This is a genomic window from Aquimarina sp. MAR_2010_214 (genome assembly GCF_002846555.1).
GTDB lineage: Bacteria > Bacteroidota > Bacteroidia > Flavobacteriales > Flavobacteriaceae > Aquimarina.
Genome location: NZ_PJMS01000001.1, coordinates 3,960,067 through 3,981,249, shown reverse-complemented (window position 1 = coordinate 3,981,249; position 21,183 = coordinate 3,960,067). Strand labels below are relative to the sequence as shown.

Genomic DNA, 21,183 nt, shown 5'->3' with positions numbered 1-21,183 from the left:
TGAAGTATTATTTTTTACTTAAGGCTAATTTGATTCCTAGTAAAATAAAGAGAACTCCTGTGGTTTTATCCATCCAAAACTTCACTTTACTGTTCTCTCTGATCTTGTTTGCCAGCTTGGCGGAAAAGAATGCTAGTATCATACACCATATTGTACCTGTAACTACAAAAGTTAATCCCAGAATTATGAATGGAATGGCACTTTTAGCATATTCGGGATTAATAAATTGTGGTAAGAATGCCAAAAAAAAGAGAGCAACTTTAGGATTAAGTAGGTTGGTTAAAACACCTGACATATATACTTTTAAGTAGTTTTGTGTTTTCCTTTTTTCTTTAATTACTTCAGCAATAGCTGTTGATTTTGTTAGCAATGATTTAATCCCTAAAGATACAAGATAAACAGCGCCAGCATATTTAACAATACTAAATGCAGTAGCAGATTTTGTTAATAATATAGATAATCCAAGGGCTGCAAAAAGACAATGTAAAAGAGCTCCCGAAGAAATCCCCAGAGCAGAGATTACTCCAGATTTTTTTCCTTGCGAAATGCTACGCCCTAAAATATACATAGTATCTGCTCCAGGGGTAAGGTTAAGCAATATTCCTGCTAAAATAAAGGTCCCAAAATTAAGAATACCAAACATAGGATTGTATTAGATTTTGATTCAAAATTATACGAAAGAAAGGAGACCGAGAAAACAAATCATTGGTTTATCTTTGTTTTTTCTAGAGAATGTATCTTAATTATGGCTAAAAACCAATGATTATGGTGAAAGACGATTTAGACTGGAAGATTTTAGAGCTATTACAAAAAAATGCACGCTTACCATTTGCTCACATAGGTAGAGTAGTGGGGCTTTCTCCATCTGCCGTTGCAGAACGAGTACAACGTATGGAAGATACAGAAGTGATTACAGGATATACAATGCAGGTAAATCCCGCTAAACTGGGATGGTCTCTTTCTGCATTCATTATGATGAGTGTAAATAGAATAAATTTTCAGTCTTTTACCGATGCACTGGATGCGGATGCGTATCCTGAAATGGTAGAATGCACCAGAGTCACCGGAAAAGACTGTTTAATTATGAAGTTTCATGTAAAGGACAGTAAACATCTTGAAGAAGTTATCAATCGTTTAGCGCAACATGGAGATCCAACAACATTATTGATTTTGAATGAGTTGATGAAAAATGGTACGATAGGAAGATGTACTCATTAATTACTTCTGTTTCTTTCTTCATCATTTCCAAAATTACGTTGCTCATTCTTTATTTTAGAATTTCCAAAACTATAGGAGATTGATATTCTGGCAAAACGAGTGCTATAATTTTGTGCATAGGCAGTTTTCACATCATTTACTATAGAAATTAATTTTCCGTCATTTGCTTTATCAAAAATATCATTTACAGCTAAAGAAAGTTGTACCTTATCTTTAAACATACTTTGTTTTATTGCTAAATCGAAACTATAAGATTCACTAATATCAAATAGGACAAACTTACCAGGTGATCTATACCAAAAATTAGCTTGCAGCTTGGTGTTTTTGCCTAATGAAAAAGTGTTATTTGTAGCTAGATATAGCTGAATACCATTTTGAGGGACAGCAATTACATTATCATCAATAACTGTTTTGCTACCAAAAAGATAAACTTGATTTTGACTTTTCCACCAGGAAAATGTATCAAACGAATAGATTTCTCCAACTCCCCAATTATAATTTGTATAGTAATTTGCTCTAATAATCGATTGAACTTCAGTTTCTTCATCTGCACTGAATATGGTTCCGAAACCATCAGATCTAATATTAAAAAATGCATTTGTAGTTAATTTACCTTTATAGGTATGATTAAATTCAAAATTATCGGTAAATGAAGGTTGTAGAAATGGGTTTCCTTCAGAAAAAGCATTACTGTTGATGTAGATTCTAAATGGATTCAAATTTCGGAAACTTGGTCGGTTAATTCGTTTTCCATAATTAAAAGAAAATGTATGATTATCGTTTTTTTGATATGATATATAAGCAGTAGGGAATAATTTTAAATATTGATTGGTGTTTTTTTGATTTAAAGTTTTAGAAAACCCTTCTGTATTTGTGTTTTCTAATCGTAAACCAGCCTGAAACTCCCAATGATCTCCTATTTTTTTTGATCCGTTTACATATGCTGCCTGTATATTTTCTGTGTATTCAAACTCATTCGATGAATTAGGGTTAAATAAAGGAGCTGCAGTTTGTATTGTAAAGTTTTGTAGATTATTTATTGTTTTTATAAAACTGATTTTACCACCATAATTGATATTGATGTTTGAAAAAGGATGTTCTACATCTACTTTTAAACTAACATTATCAATACGTTGATTTCCTAAATTTTCTGATTGTAGATTAATTCCGAGAAAATCATTATTTGGAGAAAAACTATTCACCAAATCATTTTGTTTTAATTCATTGTCATAATCAAAGTAATCAAGATCAAGAGATACTTTTCTGTCCAAAGTGTCCAGTATTGTAGTTATATGTGCATTATAGAGGTGGCTATTTACGTTTCTACCAGAAAAACTATTATTAATGAGTATAGAATCTATTTGACTGGTTGCATTAAAAATCTGAGTAGTTGCTAATATATCATAATCAGGAGTACTATAGTTTCCAAGATATTGCGCACCAATAGTCGTTTTATCTGTGATGTCATAATCAATAGATAAACGACCAGAAATATTATCTCTACGCGCTTTTCCGTCTGCATCTGATAACCATTGCCTATCTAGATATAGCACGTCTATTTCTTCATCTTCTCTTTTATTCCCCAGAGTTCCGTTAGTACTTAATGAGAATCGTAATCGGTTTTTATTGTAGAAAAAGTTGTTACGTAGAGTCGTAAATTGATATTTATTTTGGTTATATGCTAAAGAGGTATTGTTTTTCCATGAATTACGAGCTCCTCTTTTATATAGAATATTAATTAACCCACCATTTCCAGCAGCTTCATATTGAGCAGGTGGATTTGTGATGATTTCTATTTTTTTGATATCATCGGCAGCTATTGAAGCTAAGAAATCAACTAATTCTTCTCCTGATAGTTGTAAAAGTCTGCCATCTATCATAACTCGGGATTGACCTCTTCCTATCATTGTAATCGAATTGTTTTGTATTGCGATACCCGGAGCTACTTTTAGGGCATCCATGGCATCACCACCACTTGCAGCAATGCTATTTTCAACATTAAAAATCAAGCGGTCTGGTTTACGTTCAATTACTTTTTTAGTTTTGGTAATCACCACTTCATCAAGGCTGGTAGTGCTGCTATCGAGAGTAATATTACCTAAATCTACAACGCTATCTAGTACGATACCTTTTTTCCATTCGGTATATCCCATAAAACGTATTGCTAGTGTATAAGTTCCTTCTTTTGCCATTAGGGTGAAGTTTCCGTTTTCGTCGGTAATTGCGCCCGTGATTACCGTCCCATCAGAACCAGGCGTTGATAAAATAACATTAGCAAAAGCTATGGTTTCTGTTTTACTAATTACTTTTCCTTTGATTTCTAGTTGAGAAAAGCATAAGAAAGGACATAAAAACAATAAAGAAATAAAGATAGATCGCATCACAATTTTATATTTAAGATTAATTATGAAGCAAATATCATTTTTGAAGACAAGCTGTGCGACCGATTAAAATAATCGAACGCTTTTGATCACCAAAAATGAGTTCGACTTTTTACAAGCAAACGTTCGACTTTTTGCAAGACTCTGATTATAAGTGGTTTTTCCTGTATTGAGTAGGGGTGACGCCAGCGTATTTTTTAAAAGAAGTGTTGAAAGAAGATTTAGAATTAAAACCTACTTCATACAAGATTTCGAGAACAGTTACTTGTTTTTTAGTAGGATCTTTTAAAATATCCATCGCATGTTGAATACGATATTCATTTACAAAATCAAAAAAATGCTGATTTAGATGATGATTAATTAATACAGATAATTCTCTGGATGGGATATGTATTTGTTCTGCTAAATTTTGAATGGTCAAAGTAGGATTTAGATAAGGATGTTTTTCTTCCATATAGGCTTTTAGAAGATCAACCTGTTGTTGTATAGTGTTATCAATTATTTTGGTTGTTGAAGATGACTGATTAGTGGTAATGAGATTATTTACAGGTTTTAGTGTAGAATCAATTCCTCTAAAAATTTTTGGATTATAAAGGCCTTTTAATATAATCCAACATATAAAACCTAATAAGAGTAATGTTATAATAATTCTTGTAAAATGAAGTGATTGTATATCTGTACTAAATGTTCTAAATATATTTTTAAAAATACCAAAACCAAAAATAATGCTGATCAATACATTAAGCTGAAATAACCATTTGTAGATATCTATGTTTGCTTGAGAGTAATTCTCTAAAAATATTTTTTTGGCTTTATATAATATGATAAATATTGCTATGATATATATTAAAAAATGAATATGAATGGCGTTAATAAAAATTCCTTTTTCATATGTTGCACCCCCCATATATGATACTATAGTTTGATGATTCTGAGGGTTTGGAAAAAAAAGAATTGGGCTAAGTTCTAATTAGAATATGTTTTATCTTTACTTTATAAAAACGGAGAAATGATACCAGAAGATTTTAGAGATTTTTTCATTAGTTCATCGGCTTTGGTTCAATCAGAAATTGTTTCCACATTATTGGAGATCTCTACTGAGGGTTCAGCCCTGATTGATAGCAATCAGAGTAAAGCCATAAGCTGTCCTCATTGTAAGTGCAATAAAATTAAGGCTAATGGTAAGCTCAAAGGAGTACAGCGCTATGTTTGTAATACTTGTCATAAAAACTTTAGTGAAACTACCGGTAAGTTCTGGTACAACCTCAAGAAGAAAGACAAAGTTAATCGTTATTTATTCTGTTTACTCTCTGGATATAGTATTCGCAAGAGTGCCAAAGAAACAGGGATTTCTATTCAGACTTCTTTTGATTGGAGGCACAAATTACTTGTCTCCTTTGGGAGCGTAAGTGTGGATGAATTCCAAGGAATCCTAGAGAGTGATGATCTTTTCTTTGCTTACTCTGAAAAAGGGAATCGAAATTTGGATCGTCCTGCTAGAAAACGTGGCGCAAAGGCAAGTAAAGCTGGTCTCAGTAATGAAAAAGTAGCTGTGATAGCCAGTTGTGACCGATCAGGGAACAAAGATTTCAAAGTAGCTACCAGAGGTCGCATTAGTAAAAGTGACTTGGAGACTATATTACAAGGGAAGTTGGCTAAAGTAGAAACCCTTTGTAGCGACAGTCACAGAAGCTATACTGCATTTGCAAAAGACAAGAAGGTAGCACACAAAAAATTTAATGCTTCGAAGGGTCAAAGAGCTGTTGACAAAATATATCACGTACAAAATGTGAATAATATGGATATGCGTCTAAGGAAATTTATGGAGCCCTTCAATGGAGTGGCAACAAAATACCTTCAGAATTATCTGAATTGGTTTTTAGTCTTAGAAAAAATAAAAAATTCAACCAGTAAAATGGCAACCGTAGCAGCTATAGCCTTTGCTTCCAATACTGCCTGGATGGAATTTAAAAACATAGTAGTAAATAATATGCTTTTTAGAACTTAGCCAAGAATTGTTATCAAAACAAATGGTATACTATGTAATAGATGCTTGTATTGTAGTTTAAAATTGGTATACAACATAGAAAGAACATATAAAAAAAGTAATGGGCTTTGTAAAAAACTAATATTGTCTCTTAAAACATCAATAACAGGATGAGTATCAATATAAAATCCATAGAAAAACACACTTATTTCTGTAGCAATAGCTATCAGATAACATCCAATAAAAACATTACTTAACTTGTTCTTAGTCTTAACGGTAAATAAAAAGAAAGCAAAGAAAAAAGATATAAAAACAATGATTAAAGTTATGGATGATAAATAGTTCATAGACTTTGAAACCTTAGATTATTTGGTTTTATGCATGATTTGCTTTTTTACGATATTCTGTGGGTGTCACATTTGCATATTTTTTAAATGCGGTATTAAAAGAAGATTTAGAGTTAAAACCTACTTCATATAAAATTTCCAGAATAGTAAATTGTTTTTTTGCTGGGTTTTGTAAAATATCTTTGGCATGTTGAATACGATATTCATTTACAAAATCAAAAAAATGTTGATTAAGATGATGATTGATCAGAATCGATACTTCTCTAACGGGTAGTTGCAGATCATCTGCCAAATTCTGTATAGTAAGTGTAGGATTTAGATACGGTTTTTGGTCGATCATATACGTTTTTAATTGTTGTATTTGATCCTGAATCACTTTATCGTCTGGGAGATTGATTACTGTTTCATTCTTTGTAATCATATTTTCTACCGGAAGTAATTTAGAATCAATTCCTCTAAAAAACCCTGGATTATACAATGCTTTTAAAATTAACCAGCATATAAAGCATAGGACCAGAAACACAACAATAATTCTGGCAATATTTACGGTTTGGAAATCATCATTATAAAACTTAAATATCGTTTTTGAAGTACTAACAACAAAGATAAAACTAGAAATAACGTTTAACTGAAACAACCATTTATGTTTTGCCGTGGTTGCATTAGAGTAGTTTTCCAGCATTATCTTCTTAGATTTCTTTAAGATGACAAAAATGGCAATGATATATGCTATAACCTGAATATGACCAATAATCATAGTGGAAATGGATTCTGGAGTTAGCATATAATTATTCATAAAAGAAAGTTTGGCTTCTTGGCTTGCCAAATAAAATCTGGGTGTAAATATCAAGGTACTTATTACGAAAGGGAGGCCATGTAACAGATGTTTTGGTTTCAGCTTAAAATCTATATAGATAACCGATAAGAAAAAAAGATAAAGCACCGGACTTGAAAAAGATGGAAGATCCATACGTATCATTTCTAGCGTTAGAGGCATATCTATAAATCTATGGTAGAAAAAAGAGCTGATATCGATGGCTACAAGAATAAGAAAAGCAGCAATAAGTCGATTACTGGTTTTGTTTTTGGTTTTTACAGTTAGTAAGAAGATGGCAAAAAGTGATGATATAAAAACAATCATCAAGCTTATAATGCTAAGAATAGCGTAGTTATCCATTTAATAATTTAATTCTTGCGTTCACCTTTGATGATATATAGGTTTTGAGAACCATACGGGATTCTCATAATTTCATCAAATATACTAACTATATTAAGATATCTCATGTAATGCTCTATTAAGACTGCGTAGCGTTATTCCTAAATAATCGGCTATATCTTGTTTAGAAAAAGCCATGGCTTCATCAGAAGAAAATTTCATTAGTTTTTTGAGATTATATGCTATAGGATATGATTGTTGTTGGGATGCTCTAATCGCAGTATCTCTTACTTTATTGGCTAATGCTTTTAATAACAATATATTAAGTTCAGGATGATTTTCTAATAAGGTATAGAAATCTTTGACATCAATCTGGTATCCAGTAACTTCTGTTATCGCTTCTGCATTGCAAAAACTAATAATATCATTAAAGACTTCTAATTCTCCAAGGATTTCACCAGTGCTAAAAAACTCCTGTATAAAATCTCTACCATTATCTTCGTTGACATAACATTTTACCACGCCACTTTTTATGATATATATAGAGGATACATATTTTCCTTGAGTAACTATTTTGTCTTTAGAAAAATATCTTATCTCTTTTACCAAACCACTTGCCGAAGATTCAGAAAGTCTTGAAAAGAAATTTAATAATTCTTGATTGATCCGTATCATATAGAAGATGCTTAAACAAACAATCTTTTAAACCCGAATTCACGTTTTAATAAACACTATAACTTATGTCGAACTGAGGTTATAAGTTAAAAAGATGATGCATTTGCAATATACTAAAGAAGTAATATTACTTGGTAAGTATTTACTTCAAAAAACAATGAAATAAGATTTAGGTGAGGTATCTATAAATAAACAGTTACCGAATACTAGTATTAAGAAAAATAAATAGGAGAGAGGTATTCTTAAAAATAAAGAAGCAGGACTGTATTTACTACAATCCTGCCTAAAAATCAGGGATGGGGTTAATCACAAGTTGTGGTTACTTCTTTAACCTCACTTTGTGTTTCGATAAGGTTGTCTATTTTGGTAGTTCCTCTTACTGTGAGTTCTACAAAATCGCTACCGACTAAGGTGATTACACCATCAAAGTCATTAAATCCAAATTGTGATACAATTTGATTTCCTGTTAAGACCTTGTTATTTGTTGTATCGGTACCTCTAACACGATAGCGTTGTACAAAAGGAATAGTAATATTAGAATAAGTTTGATAAGCATCATATACTAATACTGCTGTTTGTGGTAATACTTCTATGGTACGACTACTAAAAAAACTTTGTGACTCTACAGTACTTTGTTCTCCAAAACCAGTGTTTGTGGTCGTCATTCCTTTGGTTACGCTATACGATGTCGAAGCAGATGCTGTTACATCGACTCCGACTCCAAAGAATTTAGCAGATGCCGAAACTTCTACGGAAGCAGATACTTCATACGTGCTTTCTGAGGTGAGTTCTAAAGATTCTTCCCAACCGATAGTAGCCGTTTTTTCGCTGCTTATTTCTGTACCCACTTCTTGCTCTAGTGTACCGGGACTACAATTGGATAAGGTGCTATTAAATCCAAAAGAGCTATCTGCCGCGGGAAAAATAGGTTTCATATACTCGGTGCTAATCGTTTCAATTTTCCATTGTATCGTTGCAGGCATGATTCTAAAATGCAAAGGATATAATAATGAACCATTAGATGTTCCTGAATATAGTTGCCAGGTTTCTATATTTTCATCCTGATCATAAAAAAGATAATCGATAGTTTTATTTAAATGCGACTCTAAATATACTTCTCCATTTTCTGCAGTTCTAATACTAAATCTATACTTTAATGCAAGGTAAGTATCGGGGTTATCTATTTTTACAGCTCTAATTGTATGTGTGGTAATGCTAGAATTCTCAGAAGGAAATACTCCTAGAAAATAATTATCCTTAGTTTTAATGTAATAGGTACCATAACCAGGTACAGGAACAATATAAAATTTAGTGCTTTCCTTTTTAGGATCGAAATTATTTTTTCGAATAACAAATCTATTTGCCTTATTTGGACTAGTCTCTGCTTCTAATACCCTATTTGTTGGTTGACCATTTAGAACAACTTGTAAATAATATGGTATGTTTGGATTAAAGGAAGGCCTTGGTACAACCGAAACTACTTGATCTGCCTTAATAGTAAGTCGAACTCCATTCTCTTTTAAAGAGAATTTAGTGAATGTCTCGCTTACAATAGACTTACCATCTTTATCTTTAATATCAACAGTAGCAGATACTCCTTCTCTAAGCTCTGCTATTGCAGCTTTTGATAATTCTTCGATCGGAAATGAGATACTTGCCATGTTGGTAAACTCATTTAGATCTAGTGTTTTAGAATAATTACCTTCTTTTGCGTCAATTTTTACTTCAGCAATAGCAGGTAAGATTCCTTTTTTTGCCACATTACGAGCGTCTATGATTACCCCAATATCACCTTTACTTATTTTAAGATCATCTTTACTGATACCATTTCCTTCATTAATATCAGATGCAGGTTGCTCTGATTCTGGTGTAGCAGGTTCATCATCTTTACTACAAGAAGTCAACGTTATGATACCTGATAAGAATATATAAAAGGCATATTTAAAATACTTGATTTTCATGATTTGTGTGTTGATTTGTATACTTGTTTTTGTTTTGGCTAAACTATAAAACAAAGCAGCCCAATCCCGGAAATTGAGGTGGACAAAATCATGGACAATTAAAAAAACCTAGTAAAAACAAGGTTTACGAGAGAAGGTTTAGATAAATAAGATATAGAGAAAATAGTATTATATACTTTCTATTACAGTATCGATATCGATATCTTCTTCATCAGATATCTTTTTTCTGAGGCGATATTTTGTTTTGACTACACTATTAGAATTGATCCCTAACATACCGGCAATTTCTTTATTCGATAAGTGCAGTTTTAGTAACGCAATCATACGAATCTCGGCATTGGTTAATGTTGGATATTTAGATTTTAATATATAAAAGAAATTTGGATGTACTTCTTCATACAGCTTTTTAAAACCTACCCAATCCTCTTCTGTAAGTATAATAGATTTGGTTAGTTGCTGCAGGTTTTCTTCTTTTTGTGGTAGTGTATTTGTTGATGCTTCAATTTGTTGTTCAAATGTTTCAATAAGTTTATTCTTTTCTCGGATTGAATTAGAGAAATTTTTGAGTTGCTGTTTACTTAATTCTAGCTGCTTTTGTGCAGAAAGTAATTTGACTCTGGCAGCATTTTGTTCCTGATTATGGAGGTAAAATATCCCAAATAAGAATACAATTTTTTCAATCGCATTTCCGGCAATAGAATAAGAAAATGTCTGTACCATTGCATCATTGTATTGTGTAATCCAGGTAAAAGTAGCTCCAATAGCAATAAATAGAGTTCCGAGAAGGATAAAATATTTAAATTTCCCTGGGATTACCATTATGAGAAAGCTACTTACCAATAAAAATGTAAGGTTAGTAATATTTACTTTTGGTAACACATGATAGTATGTAACCATATCAGTCAGGCAAAGGTAGAATAAGACGATCACAGACAATATAGTACAGATGATATAGCTTTTAAAAATGATACTTACAACTCTACTATGTTTTTCGATACTTAAATACTCATGAACGAACAAAAGATATAATGATGAGGTGATCGGAAGAAATATACTGTGTGTAATTGGCCAGGTAAATGACAATAGGGTTGGGATTTGATAATACCCGGTAAAAAAGAGTACATGGCTAATGCTATAGAATGCATAAAAAATATAACTTTTCTTAAATGCAGTGATCATAAGATAAAAGTTGGCCAGTAATACCAGAAATAGTACTCCAACATAGATACTGCTTGTCCATAGATCAAATAACGCTTTTTCTTTTACAACTGCACGATCACTAATGTATACAAAATCAAAACTTTTAAAAGAAACATTATATAAGGCTCCGGGCATTTTTATATAATACGTTCTAGAGGTATTGGGGAGCAGATAGTCCAGAATTTTTCCATCTGCATTTTCTCCGGTATATAACTTATTATTAAAGCTATTAGGGAGCACTCCCTGGGGGGCTGTAAAGAAATTGTTTCCTTTGTTTTTTGTGAAAAACTGCACATCCCAATCATTTGAAAAGACTACAAAATCTCTTCGTGCATCCGAGGTGTTTTCGATTGTAAATTTCAGCCAGATAGTTCCACTACTATCGTATGCGTAGCCATTTTGTTTGGGAACAAAGTGATGTTGAAAGTTTTCTGCACTAATCTGTTCAAAAGATAAGTTTGTTGTAACGTCTTCATAAATAAAGAGTACAGAGTTATCTAGATATTCTTTTTCTAAAACATCATTGGTAAGCTGATATTTCTGGGCGTAGCCAGAAACTATACAACAAAAAATTAAAAAAAAGAATAAACCAAAGGGTTTAGGAATGTTTTTAAATACTTGTTTTGCAATCATTTATTTTATAGTATACGGTTTGTATAATATATGGGGGTATTAAATATATGCAGTAAACTGTAGGTAAACATACAAACATTACTCGAAAACCACAGTATGTTACGCTAAGTTTTTCTAAATATTAATCCATTATGCATTTGAGAATTTTGAATTAAAAAAGGCATTACTCGACTTGATTTTGCTTTTTCTGCTCTATTTCTTCGATCATTTTTAGTGCATTCGTATTTTTCTCATTAAGGCTATACGATTTTTTGTAGTTCTCTATGGCCAAATCCAGATCTCCGATTTTCATACAGGCTTCAGCATAACTATCATATACATTAAAACTTTCTGGATAGAGTAGTATATTGACTTTAAATATATCTTGTGCTAATTTTAAGTTTTCGATACCCATAAAACGATATCCTAATCGATTTAAATTGTTTTCTGAGACTGCAGGATCATTAGCGTCAGTTTTCATCACTTCCTGATACGCTTTCAGACCTTCTTCAAAATTACCTTCTTCAAGGAACTCAAAAGGAATTTTTTCACCTTCTTTCATCAATACCAGAGTAGATTCAACTGTTTTTTTCATAGGATGTATAAGTAGCATATTCAATTGTCCACTTTCTGCCTCGGTTGTAAACTGAACAGGTTGATTGTTTTCTCTACTAATATAGATACTATCAGATACCTTAAATAGCGCTACAGGTTCTGCGCCTAGATCTTTTCTGAATAACTGATTATTGGTGTGATATATCTCGATTAAGTTATCGTTTTGCAGACGATATCGACCGCTAATTTCTTTAAGTTGATCAGCATTTATTTCCTTTTTCTCATATGTTGGTACAAAATCATCCCATGAATAGGAAAGTGCTACCGATCGAATCAATTCTGAAATAAAATCAGGGTGATTAGAGTTGGTTAATATAACCACTCCGTATCCTTTATCTTTATGAGCTATCATTTCACTAGAAAACCCTTCGTCCCAGCCTCCGTGGCCAAAGTAGATTTCGTCTTCCATTTTGTTTATAAAGATGCCTAATCCACTAAAATCTTCTACAAACGGAGTTAGCATTGTGGTGGTCATATCCTGGGATAATGCTGCTTTACTTTCTCCTTTTAGTGTCTGTTGTATATTAACTGCAAATTTGGCCAGGTCCTCTGCGGTAGTCCATAGTCCTGCTGCGGCCATTTCTGGATAGGTATGTCTTTTTCCTTTGGTCGTAGAACCATCTGGCAAATAACCAGTTGCAGCCATTTTTAACTGTTCACTTTGTAAGGGTTGATCATATGTACTATTACTCATTTGTAAAGGCTGTAATACTAACTCACTCATAAGTTGTGGAAATGACTCTTGGGCTACATCGATCATCATTTGTTGCATCACTGTATATCCTCCTCCAGAGTAACGAAAACTTTTTTCCGGGACTTTATCTACAAAGATAGCTCCAGAATTAGCTGGGGATTCTCCGTTTAAGACTTGTACTAGTGTAGGCACAGGTAGATCAGGACTGTACCCTAAAAAACCATGTACGGTTAGTCCTCCAGAATGATTAAGAAGATGCTTGAGCGCAACTTTCTTTTCTTTAGTGAATTCACTGTCGGGTAATTTCCAGGATTGTAAATAGGTATTTACATCTTTATCGAGATCTATTTTGCCCTGTTCTACAAGTGTTAATGCCCCGTATGCTGCTACAGGCTTACTAATAGAACCTGCCTGAAAAAGCGTCTGATCAGTAACAGGAGATTTACTTTCCTTATCCATAATACCATAGCTCTTTATCCAATCGATCTTATAATCTTTAATAACAGCAATGCTTACTCCCGGAACTCCGTAATGTTTCATACGTTCTTCTATAGTCCATGTCGAATCTCCTTTAATATATACGGGGTGACTAAGGTTGGTTTCTACCAACTTTATATGATCCGGTGCAACGACCGCTTCTGGGGTAGTAGAGCAGGATATAAAAAAAGAAAGGACAGGGAAGAGGAATACGAGTTTTTTCATGATAAGTTTGATTGATGATTGTGTATAATTCGGTTAAAGTTAGTAAATATAATAAAGGATAGTATTAGTCATCATTCTTTAGGTCAAAATTAATAAGAACAATAGGGTCTTTATCTTTTATTCTACAGGCTACTGGATCTCCAGAAAAATTCGCAGAACGATTAGGAATCTCAAGAACCAAACTCTATAGAATGATTAACCTTATGAAACAATTAGATGCTCCGATTGAGTATGGTACAACTATTCAAAGTTATGTATATACAGAAACGGTTGGATTTACTTTTGGGTTTTATATAAGAAGATGAAAATGAGGATGTATCAATATACGTGATGTTTTAAGATGAATTCAATACTAAAAAATGTATTTTCGCCTCCTTATATAATAAATGATATTTGGCTACAACCTCTCAGAATATATTTCTAACGAAGAAAGAAAAACTTCGATGTACACAATGTGGTAAACGCATTCTTGTTGGGAAGTCATTTGTAGCAGAAAGCGAAAAACACAAAGGAACCTGTTTTAGTTGTTCTCCGTTTGGTGGGTATGTATTATTACCGCCAGGAGATGCTGCAATGACCCGTAGATCTAAGAAATATTCTACCTTGTGCGGGGTAGTATGGGCATGGAATCAACGTCGTAAACGCTATGAGCGACAAGGGCAATTGGTAGAAGAAATCGCAATAGAGAAAGCAAAAATAGAATGTGAGAAAGATCAGGGGATCCGTGCAGAAAAAAATAGAAAAGCAGCTATAGTGCGAGAACATCAAGACAAAGAATATATTATTAATTTTGCCATAGCTATTAGAAGTCGGTACCCCAATTGTCCAACAAAACGGGAGTTTGATATAGCAAAACATGCATGCGAGAAATATAGTGGTAGAGTAGGACGTACAGCAAATGCAAAGGAGTTTGACGTTAAAATGATTGATCTGGCAGTAGAAGCTCATATACGGCATACCGAAACTAATTATGATGATCAGTTTGGTAAAGGAAAACGTAAAAAAGAAATCCGAATAGATGTGCGATCAGATATCAATCAGATACTAAGACGCTGGAAAAAGTAATATCCTAAAGTAAGATATGACTATAGAAGAAATAACAAAACAGATTTCGCATAGAACTTCAAGAAATTCTTTAGATTAAACACTCGATCATCTACGGTTGCACCATATAAAGTGTTATGTTTATACACCCGTTGTGCATTTTAAACTAGTACTATAAAAAAAGCGTCAATTCGAGTGATTTTTCATAGTGAAACGAAGAAAAATTGTATCGAGAATAGCTTTTTTGACCCCAAATCCTCGTCATCCTGAGTTTATCGAAGGGCTCTATACATTTCTTCCTATGGTCGAAGCACTCCTTTGACGAATTTGGAATTAAAAAATATCAAAATGCACAACGGGTGTATATACAGAAACGGTAGAATTTACTTTTGGGTTTTATATAAGAAGATAAAAAAACAATTAAAACGAGTATAAATAAGGAGTAAATGTACCAGTCGTTTTTCAGATTACAGATTAATTATTATATTATACTGTTGTATATTTTAGAGATACCATAAAAAAGTGCCATTTCTGGTACTTCATTTAACGATAAGTATCATTTCGGTGAGACGTAGTTAGGTTATCAAGTTCTTTCTATTCATATAGATTGACAAGGGTTTTGATTAAAAAGAAGTACAAATATACAACTTGCACAACAAGCTTATATAATGTAACGTTTTAAGGGGTTTAGAAATATGTATACGTATTATGAGATATTTAAAGGATTCTCCTTTCTACAAAGATGCAATACAAGAATTTAATTATTCTAGTGGTAATTATTACCTGTTTGACACTTTTATAGTTGCGGAGATTAATGAAGGGGTACTATTTACCTGGGATGATCATGCCAAACCTATTACCGAAGAATTTACTCATCTGTATGATAATAATGGCGAAGATATTGTATATATATCAAACCGGGTACATTCATATGCTGTTAAACCAAGTGATTGGGTGAAGTTTTTTAGAAATGGTTATAAACTAAGAGGATATGCTGTTGTAAGTTATACCTCGAGAGGTATTTTTAATTCTTTGATAGAAAAACTGTTTATGAGAAATAGTTTCCAGAGCTTCGATAATCTTGAAGATGCCATTACATGGGCAAAAGGTGTTGCTAAAAAAGTTGAAGTAGAAGCTGAAAATGAACAAAGCGCATAAACCTGAGTTCGATGTAAGAAAATCTACGTCAGTCAGAGTGATTTTCGATAGAAAATTGTATCGAAGACAAGTAGATTTTTAATCAAAAGCCTTGTCACCCTAAGCTTAGTCGAAGGGTCGATATAATTTTTCTCCTATCATCTCGGGCCCTTCGACGAAGCTCAGGACAAGCTAAAGTCGAGAGGTCACTATAAAAAACCACTCAATTTGACGGCTTTTTTTAATCAATCTCTTAGATCGAACTCAGGTTATAAGTGTGTTTTTTCTTTCTTTTCTTATTGAGCATGTAATAATTGATAATTTAGTTATTCTTTCTTATAGTACGTACCAAAAACCCTATCCCAGATCACGGTATAAAATCCAAAATTGTATTTAGAATACTCATGATGATCTCTGTGAAAAACATTATTACCGAATAATAGGACTTCTTTAGTCGAAGATGTATTTAGGTGGGATAGTACTCCAATCAACCAATTAAAGAATAGAAAGAAAATAAAACTATAAAAATTAAGAGATAATACAAATGGGAGTAGGGTTAGTATACAACCAAAAAGAATGGCTTCCAGGGGATGCATCACATAGAGGCTAATCTCATTAAAACTGTAATGTTGATGGTGTTTTTCGTGTGCTAGTGTAAATGGCCAAATATAGTGAGAGGCATAATGAAATAGGTACATCACAAAATCAACAACCACAAAGAGTACTATAAAATCCCGTATAGGATTAACATCTGTAAATGTTATGTTGGAGTTGATAAAAAGTAGGTATCCGGGAATAGCAACTAGTACATTAATCATCATAATTACAATAGATAGCGTAACATCTTTCTTTTTGATAGGTAATTTTTTATGTCGATAAAAAGAAGACCAAAGATGACTAATCAGAATAGTGCACAAAAACATGACTACATTAGCCACGAGTAGTAGTCCCCAGAAATAGAAGGGGTTATGTAATTTATGAAGATGATCTAACGTTTGCAATAGTATTGATTGTAGCTGATGTACAAATCTAATGGATTTTTGACTGACTTATAATTATTTGTTGAACAACCGGACTTCGGCTTCGCTCAGTCATCGGAATCGTGTTTCCTCAGTCTCCTAAACGGGTCACTGAGCGAAGCCGAAGTGAGAAGTGGACTTCAATATGCTCAATGTATAAACAACCAGACAATTTTATTATCAAAAAATGACATGGATCATTATTCGGCAAGCGGTTGTATTGTATTTTTATCAAAAACCAGGAATATAAATAAAAAACAATATCGATTATGGAATTTATGGAGATCAGAGATAATAAGGGAACTATTCATTATATCAATCCCAATCATATTTCGGCTATTTGCGAAATAGGAGATCAGTGTAAAATTAATTTGATGGGACAGGATTATATGGTGACTCAAGAAACCTTGAAAGAGGTGAAACTTCATCTTACTTCTTTTAGACATTAGTAAACCAACCGAACCCTGATTACTATGGAATACCGGGCTTCGAGAACCTCAGCCCACAATACGAATAGAACGACGACTTCCGAACCCTGAGTGTCACACTGAGCCCTTCGACTAGGCTCAGGACAGGCCTGTCGAAGTGGGCCGAAGGGTGAGATACCTTAGTATAATCATAAACACATAAATCAATCCGGTAAACATAAGGTTAAAAACAACGATATCAATCCCTTTTGTTGTTGTAGGTTGAAATATCATTGTGCTTGCCGTTAGAGACATGTGCATAAGAATTATGATCCATAAACTTTGAGTGTGATCATATACCCAGACCATCAAAATTCTAAAAGCTAGTAAATGTGTAACGAGCTTTATGATCAATAAGATTATTAATGGAACATCACCGTCGGGATCGCTGTCCATAAAAAGAGGCAAATGCCATATTCCCCATATAACACCAACGATTAATCCTGTAGAGAGTACATTGAAACGCGTCCTCAATTTAGGTATCGCAAATCCTGTCCAGCCAATCTCTTCAAAAAAACCAGCTACAATGCCGCCTAGAATTCCCCCAAGAATTAAAAAGAGAAGATCATCTGTAGAGAGAAGGATAGGAGAAAAATTAGAAGAAAAAGTAGACAGTATTACATAGGTAAGCCCAAAAAGTAGCGGAGCAGAAAAAAGAGCTATCACATACCATCGAGTTTTTACTTTCCATTTGCATATTCGAATTTTTAGTTGTTGAAAACTGCTTTTACCATCTTCAAAATAGTTGGCTAATACCCCTGCTATAAAAGGCCCTGCACACATAGCCAAAAATAGTAATGGAATTTGACTATCTGGTACTTCTTTCTTTCCGGTAAATCCATCAATACCTATAATAAAAATAAGACCAGTCCATGAAATTAAAAAAGTGAATAGGAAGTATATAAGTAAAGTATATTTTGTACGAATACCTGAACTGTTTTTCATGCTATACCATAATTTTATATTGAGCCTTTTAGATAAACCCACTTATCGAAGTACGTATGTTACTAAAATAGAGAATCTTTTTGTATGATTTCAACTTTTAGGAGTGTATTTTGTCGTAACGAAATTTGAGCTGTCACACTGAGCCCTTGGCAAACTCTGGAATGGTCTGTCGAAGAGCTCGATATACAACGTATTACATATTAAAAATGTATAAAATATGAGTTTAATAGGAACCGCAGTATACTCTAAAACTCCTTTTGGTATTGATGCTATTTGGTGTCATACTAGCGATGACGTGGTGACTTCTGGTACCGGTAAAGGAAGCAAAAAGAAGGATATCAATTCAACCAAACCGTTTGAAGGTGATTATGAGATCACGTATTTTGATAATAATGCAGAACCATTGGGAACGTATCAACTAACGATACGGTATGATCAAAACTGCTATCACTTAAAATGGATAGAGGATATGATAGTGGTTTATTTTGGAATTGGAATAGAACTAGATAACCAATTACATTTTGGGTATCGTGAGGTGATAACACAAAAAACCCTACATATCAAAACTGATATATAGGGCTTGTTCTGTGTTGTTTTATAGCAAGATCAATCCTTAATTACCTAGAATAACGGTGTATTTAATACTAGATACTTTCCATCTTCTTCCGCAAGCATTAGATGCATCAGCACTTACCAAAGCTATTTTTTTAGGTGCTATTTGTTGTGCAATATCTGCTACATGAGAGTCAAATTGATATTGATACTGATCCATATTTATATCCCCGTCTCCATCAATATAGTATGAATAGTTATAGGTAAACTCTCTCGATTCTATTGGGATGATCAATGTACCTTTGCTAAAAGAAATACAGTTAGAAAGATTCACATATTCTTCTATTTCTTCAGCTGCATCGCTACCACATCCAATATCACTATCTAATGTGCATCCAACTCTTTTGGCAGTAGCCTTATTGTTTTGACGTACTAGCTTTTCTACCAATTGTGGCATTGTAGGGTCGTTTGATACATCTTTTACACCTACAAACTGTTTTGAAGCATCTGGAATAATTACATTTTGCACTTCTTGTGCTTCAGTGGTAGCATCAAGATCATCGTTTTGACATGCTATAAAAGCAACAGAAATAAAAGCAAATAGGCCTAATTTAAAAATGAATTTTTTCATTGTGTAAGATTTTAAGAATTTGGTTAATGATGACTCAAAACTATCTAAAAATAGTAGTTGTTAACTACTCCTTTTTAATTGTTTACATAAACATAAAATAGGAGTGTAAAACCGTAAATAAATAATAATTTTTACTTTTTGGTAGTGTGGAAATTACTTGTTTCTCAACAATACGATGTACGACTTCAATAGCTAAAAAGTGTGAATTTAAGAGGGTTTATAATATATATACGTGTATACGATTTAGAAATGGTGTTGATAACATTTTTTACCGTAAACGGACTTCGGCTGTGTGTTCCCAGAACCAAGTCAAAGGGCTCAATTCTCGAAGGAATCCAAACCCTGAGCATAGCCGAAGGAATCCGAACCCTGAGATATGATTGTTACCTTTATTTTATCACGGTAAACAGGGGAGGTAGTGGATGTAATAAATAATATATTTGCATTGAATACCAATGATATACCATACATTTTATGAAAAACATACTTACCTGTATCATACTACTCGTCACTTTTTTTTCTAATGCCCAGGAAATAAAGGTGCTCACGCCAACACGTATAGAGATACTGGATTTGAATACCACAGATGAAAAGGAATTTAACAGAAATAGAAAAGCTTGTGAAGCCATATGGGAACGCATGTCAAAAGGGCTTAAAAAAGAAGATCTTACCAAAGAAGAGAAAGGAGAATTAGATAAGATGGTTGATGAAACAATGACTAATTATTGGGATATCGAAGGTCAGGGATGCAGTTGGTATTGTGGCGGAGGGCCATATAAAGAAACTGCATCATCGTATCTGGCAGATCAGGGTAATATAAATTATCGTGCAGAAAATGCAATGGATCTTAATTATAAAAACGTATGGGCAGAAGGAGTACCAGGATATGGAGTGGGAGAGTATCTTGAATATAGTTTTTACCAGGGAAGGCCACGTATAACAGAAATTATCGTTGTAAATGGACATGTAAAAAGTGAAACTGCCTGGCGAAACAATAGTAGGGTGAAAAAGCTTAAAATGTATATTAAGGATATACCATATGCCATCTTAAGTCTTACTGATCAACGTGCTGCACAACATTTTAAAGTAGCTCCAATAGGTAAATTAGATAAGAATATAGATTATATCACTTCAAAAAGTTTACCACCCTGGACTATGAAATTTGAGATTCTGGAGGTATATCCAGGAGATAAATATGAAGATACGGTACTTTCTGAAATCTATTTTGATGGGATCGACGTGCACTGCTTTGCCAAAGGAACGCTAATTACTATGGCAGATCATACTCAAAAACCGATAGAAGATATAAGTATAGGAGAACAGGTGCTTTCTTATCATCAAGCTACAGACAGTTATGTTTCTGCAACTATTGAAGAGTTGGCAAACCCGATTCATGATACCCTTATTACCATTTCATTATCCAATGGGTCGACGATTACTTGTACCCGCGACCATCCACTCTTATCTTTTTCTGGGAACTGGTTATCCTATAGTCCAGAGAAAACACAGATGGCGTATCGGTTTGATGATGTTAAACAGCTTGAAGAAGGGGGTATAGTACAAACTATTTCCGGCACGGCTAAAATTTTAAGGATTAAAGAAACTAATACTGCACAACAAACCTATACGATAGTAAAACTGGATGAAACTAATACTTTTATAGCAAATAATATTGTCGTTGGTACCGAAGAACTACGTGTTATTAGAATATGTGATAAGCACAAAATGATAACCGAATAAATTGATCATAAATTTAATTTGAAGACAAGTATCTAAAAGCTACAGAGTAAAGGCTTTACCAGAAGGTTTTCTTAATAAAAAGAGGGGACCTAAAAAGGAT

19 protein-coding genes are annotated in these 21,183 nt (G+C 33.2%); 7 read left to right on the top strand and 12 right to left on the bottom strand.

Annotation, left to right across the window (positions count from 1 at the left end; all coding sequences use genetic code 11):
* Positions 1-7: 7 nt before the first annotated feature.
* Positions 8-643, bottom strand: a complete 636-nt coding sequence (locus ATE84_RS17140; protein WP_101449123.1) for a LysE family translocator — start codon at positions 641-643, stop codon at positions 8-10.
* Positions 644-765: 122 nt separating this feature from the next.
* Here ATE84_RS17140 and ATE84_RS17135 point away from each other — a divergent pair, with 122 nt between their 5' ends.
* Positions 766-1,218, top strand: coding sequence for an Lrp/AsnC family transcriptional regulator (locus ATE84_RS17135; protein ID WP_158237279.1), 453 nt, complete (start codon positions 766-768; stop codon positions 1,216-1,218).
* On the opposite strand, the gene ATE84_RS17130 is transcribed toward ATE84_RS17135, so the two are convergent.
* Both ATE84_RS17130 and ATE84_RS17125 read right to left on the bottom strand, forming a co-directional pair.
* Positions 1,215-3,599, bottom strand: coding sequence for a TonB-dependent receptor domain-containing protein (locus tag ATE84_RS17130; RefSeq protein ID WP_101449122.1), 2,385 nt, complete (start codon positions 3,597-3,599; stop codon positions 1,215-1,217). The two genes, ATE84_RS17135 and ATE84_RS17130, sit on opposite strands and share 4 nt — an antisense overlap.
* Positions 3,600-3,747: 148 nt before the next feature.
* Positions 3,748-4,506: an AraC family transcriptional regulator gene (locus ATE84_RS17125; protein WP_101449121.1), complete on the bottom strand. Its 759-nt coding sequence runs from the start codon at positions 4,504-4,506 to the stop codon at positions 3,748-3,750.
* 102 nt (positions 4,507-4,608) lie between these two features.
* Between ATE84_RS17125 and ATE84_RS17120 the strand changes: the two genes are divergently transcribed.
* Complete coding sequence (locus ATE84_RS17120; protein WP_101444842.1) at positions 4,609-5,607, top strand: IS1595 family transposase; 999 nt, start codon at positions 4,609-4,611, stop codon at positions 5,605-5,607.
* Here ATE84_RS17120 and ATE84_RS17115 read toward each other — a convergent pair.
* From ATE84_RS17115 to ATE84_RS17090, 6 genes are all read right to left on the bottom strand, one after another.
* Positions 5,604-5,933: a hypothetical protein gene (locus ATE84_RS17115; RefSeq protein ID WP_101449120.1), complete on the bottom strand. Its 330-nt coding sequence runs from the start codon at positions 5,931-5,933 to the stop codon at positions 5,604-5,606. The genes ATE84_RS17120 and ATE84_RS17115 overlap by 4 nt on opposite strands.
* Positions 5,934-5,961: 28 nt before the next feature.
* Positions 5,962-7,110: an AraC family transcriptional regulator gene (locus ATE84_RS17110; RefSeq protein WP_101449119.1), complete on the bottom strand. Its 1,149-nt coding sequence runs from the start codon at positions 7,108-7,110 to the stop codon at positions 5,962-5,964.
* A gap of 93 nt (positions 7,111-7,203) precedes the next feature.
* Complete coding sequence (locus ATE84_RS17105; protein ID WP_101449118.1) at positions 7,204-7,764, bottom strand: Crp/Fnr family transcriptional regulator; 561 nt, start codon at positions 7,762-7,764, stop codon at positions 7,204-7,206.
* 302 nt (positions 7,765-8,066) lie between these two features.
* Positions 8,067-9,725 (bottom strand): hypothetical protein, encoded by a 1,659-nt coding sequence (locus ATE84_RS17100; protein WP_101449117.1) that lies wholly within the window; start codon positions 9,723-9,725, stop codon positions 8,067-8,069.
* Between the two features lie 168 nt (positions 9,726-9,893).
* Entirely contained in the window at positions 9,894-11,558 is a 1,665-nt protein-coding gene (locus ATE84_RS17095) for a 7TM-DISM domain-containing protein (protein ID WP_101449116.1), read from the bottom strand.
* A 163-nt stretch (positions 11,559-11,721) separates the two neighbouring features.
* The gene (locus tag ATE84_RS17090; RefSeq protein WP_101449115.1) at positions 11,722-13,548 is read right to left on the bottom strand and encodes a serine hydrolase; all 1,827 of its coding nucleotides are present in this window, start codon (positions 13,546-13,548) and stop codon (positions 11,722-11,724) included.
* Positions 13,549-13,941: 393 nt separating this feature from the next.
* Here ATE84_RS17090 and ATE84_RS17085 point away from each other — a divergent pair, with 393 nt between their 5' ends.
* Both ATE84_RS17085 and ATE84_RS17080 read left to right on the top strand, forming a co-directional pair.
* Complete coding sequence (locus tag ATE84_RS17085; protein ID WP_101449114.1) at positions 13,942-14,613, top strand: DUF2293 domain-containing protein; 672 nt, start codon at positions 13,942-13,944, stop codon at positions 14,611-14,613.
* A gap of 687 nt (positions 14,614-15,300) precedes the next feature.
* Positions 15,301-15,750, top strand: coding sequence for a hypothetical protein (locus ATE84_RS17080; protein WP_101449113.1), 450 nt, complete (start codon positions 15,301-15,303; stop codon positions 15,748-15,750).
* Positions 15,751-16,055: 305 nt separating this feature from the next.
* Here the strand turns inward: ATE84_RS17080 and ATE84_RS17075 are convergent, their stop codons facing one another.
* Positions 16,056-16,730 carry a sterol desaturase family protein gene (locus tag ATE84_RS17075; RefSeq protein ID WP_101449112.1) on the bottom strand — a complete coding sequence of 225 codons (675 nt, stop codon included), beginning with the start codon at positions 16,728-16,730 and terminating at the stop codon, positions 16,056-16,058.
* 287 nt (positions 16,731-17,017) lie between these two features.
* Here ATE84_RS17075 and ATE84_RS17070 point away from each other — a divergent pair, with 287 nt between their 5' ends.
* Complete coding sequence (locus ATE84_RS17070) at positions 17,018-17,197, top strand: hypothetical protein (RefSeq protein WP_101449111.1); 180 nt, start codon at positions 17,018-17,020, stop codon at positions 17,195-17,197.
* A 117-nt stretch (positions 17,198-17,314) separates the two neighbouring features.
* On the opposite strand, the gene ATE84_RS17065 is transcribed toward ATE84_RS17070, so the two are convergent.
* Complete coding sequence (locus ATE84_RS17065) at positions 17,315-18,160, bottom strand: CPBP family intramembrane glutamic endopeptidase (RefSeq protein WP_101449110.1); 846 nt, start codon at positions 18,158-18,160, stop codon at positions 17,315-17,317.
* A gap of 217 nt (positions 18,161-18,377) precedes the next feature.
* Between ATE84_RS17065 and ATE84_RS17060 the strand changes: the two genes are divergently transcribed.
* The gene (locus ATE84_RS17060; RefSeq protein WP_101449109.1) at positions 18,378-18,737 is read left to right on the top strand and encodes a hypothetical protein; all 360 of its coding nucleotides are present in this window, start codon (positions 18,378-18,380) and stop codon (positions 18,735-18,737) included.
* A 36-nt stretch (positions 18,738-18,773) separates the two neighbouring features.
* Here the strand turns inward: ATE84_RS17060 and ATE84_RS17055 are convergent, their stop codons facing one another.
* Entirely contained in the window at positions 18,774-19,343 is a 570-nt protein-coding gene (locus tag ATE84_RS17055; RefSeq protein WP_101449108.1) for a hypothetical protein, read from the bottom strand.
* A 474-nt stretch (positions 19,344-19,817) separates the two neighbouring features.
* Here ATE84_RS17055 and ATE84_RS17050 point away from each other — a divergent pair, with 474 nt between their 5' ends.
* Positions 19,818-21,083 carry a hypothetical protein gene (locus tag ATE84_RS17050; RefSeq protein WP_101449107.1) on the top strand — a complete coding sequence of 422 codons (1,266 nt, stop codon included), beginning with the start codon at positions 19,818-19,820 and terminating at the stop codon, positions 21,081-21,083.
* Positions 21,084-21,183 lie beyond the last annotated feature (100 nt).

Coding starts and splice junctions, on each gene's coding strand:
- ATE84_RS17140 (WP_101449123.1), bottom strand. CDS start 643: ATGTTTGGTATTCTTAATTTTGGGACCTTTATTTTAGCAGGAATATTG.
- ATE84_RS17135 (WP_158237279.1), top strand. CDS start 766: ATGGTGAAAGACGATTTAGACTGGAAGATTTTAGAGCTATTACAAAAA.
- ATE84_RS17130 (WP_101449122.1), bottom strand. CDS start 3,599: ATGCGATCTATCTTTATTTCTTTATTGTTTTTATGTCCTTTCTTATGC.
- ATE84_RS17125 (WP_101449121.1), bottom strand. CDS start 4,506: ATGGGGGGTGCAACATATGAAAAAGGAATTTTTATTAACGCCATTCAT.
- ATE84_RS17120 (WP_101444842.1), top strand. CDS start 4,609: ATGATACCAGAAGATTTTAGAGATTTTTTCATTAGTTCATCGGCTTTG.
- ATE84_RS17115 (WP_101449120.1), bottom strand. CDS start 5,933: ATGAACTATTTATCATCCATAACTTTAATCATTGTTTTTATATCTTTT.
- ATE84_RS17110 (WP_101449119.1), bottom strand. CDS start 7,110: ATGGATAACTACGCTATTCTTAGCATTATAAGCTTGATGATTGTTTTT.
- ATE84_RS17105 (WP_101449118.1), bottom strand. CDS start 7,764: ATGATACGGATCAATCAAGAATTATTAAATTTCTTTTCAAGACTTTCT.
- ATE84_RS17100 (WP_101449117.1), bottom strand. CDS start 9,725: ATGAAAATCAAGTATTTTAAATATGCCTTTTATATATTCTTATCAGGT.
- ATE84_RS17095 (WP_101449116.1), bottom strand. CDS start 11,558: ATGATTGCAAAACAAGTATTTAAAAACATTCCTAAACCCTTTGGTTTA.
- ATE84_RS17090 (WP_101449115.1), bottom strand. CDS start 13,548: ATGAAAAAACTCGTATTCCTCTTCCCTGTCCTTTCTTTTTTTATATCC.
- ATE84_RS17080 (WP_101449113.1), top strand. CDS start 15,301: ATGAGATATTTAAAGGATTCTCCTTTCTACAAAGATGCAATACAAGAA.
- ATE84_RS17070 (WP_101449111.1), top strand. CDS start 17,018: ATGGAATTTATGGAGATCAGAGATAATAAGGGAACTATTCATTATATC.
- ATE84_RS17065 (WP_101449110.1), bottom strand. CDS start 18,160: ATGAAAAACAGTTCAGGTATTCGTACAAAATATACTTTACTTATATAC.
- ATE84_RS17060 (WP_101449109.1), top strand. CDS start 18,378: ATGAGTTTAATAGGAACCGCAGTATACTCTAAAACTCCTTTTGGTATT.
- ATE84_RS17055 (WP_101449108.1), bottom strand. CDS start 19,343: ATGAAAAAATTCATTTTTAAATTAGGCCTATTTGCTTTTATTTCTGTT.
- ATE84_RS17050 (WP_101449107.1), top strand. CDS start 19,818: ATGAAAAACATACTTACCTGTATCATACTACTCGTCACTTTTTTTTCT.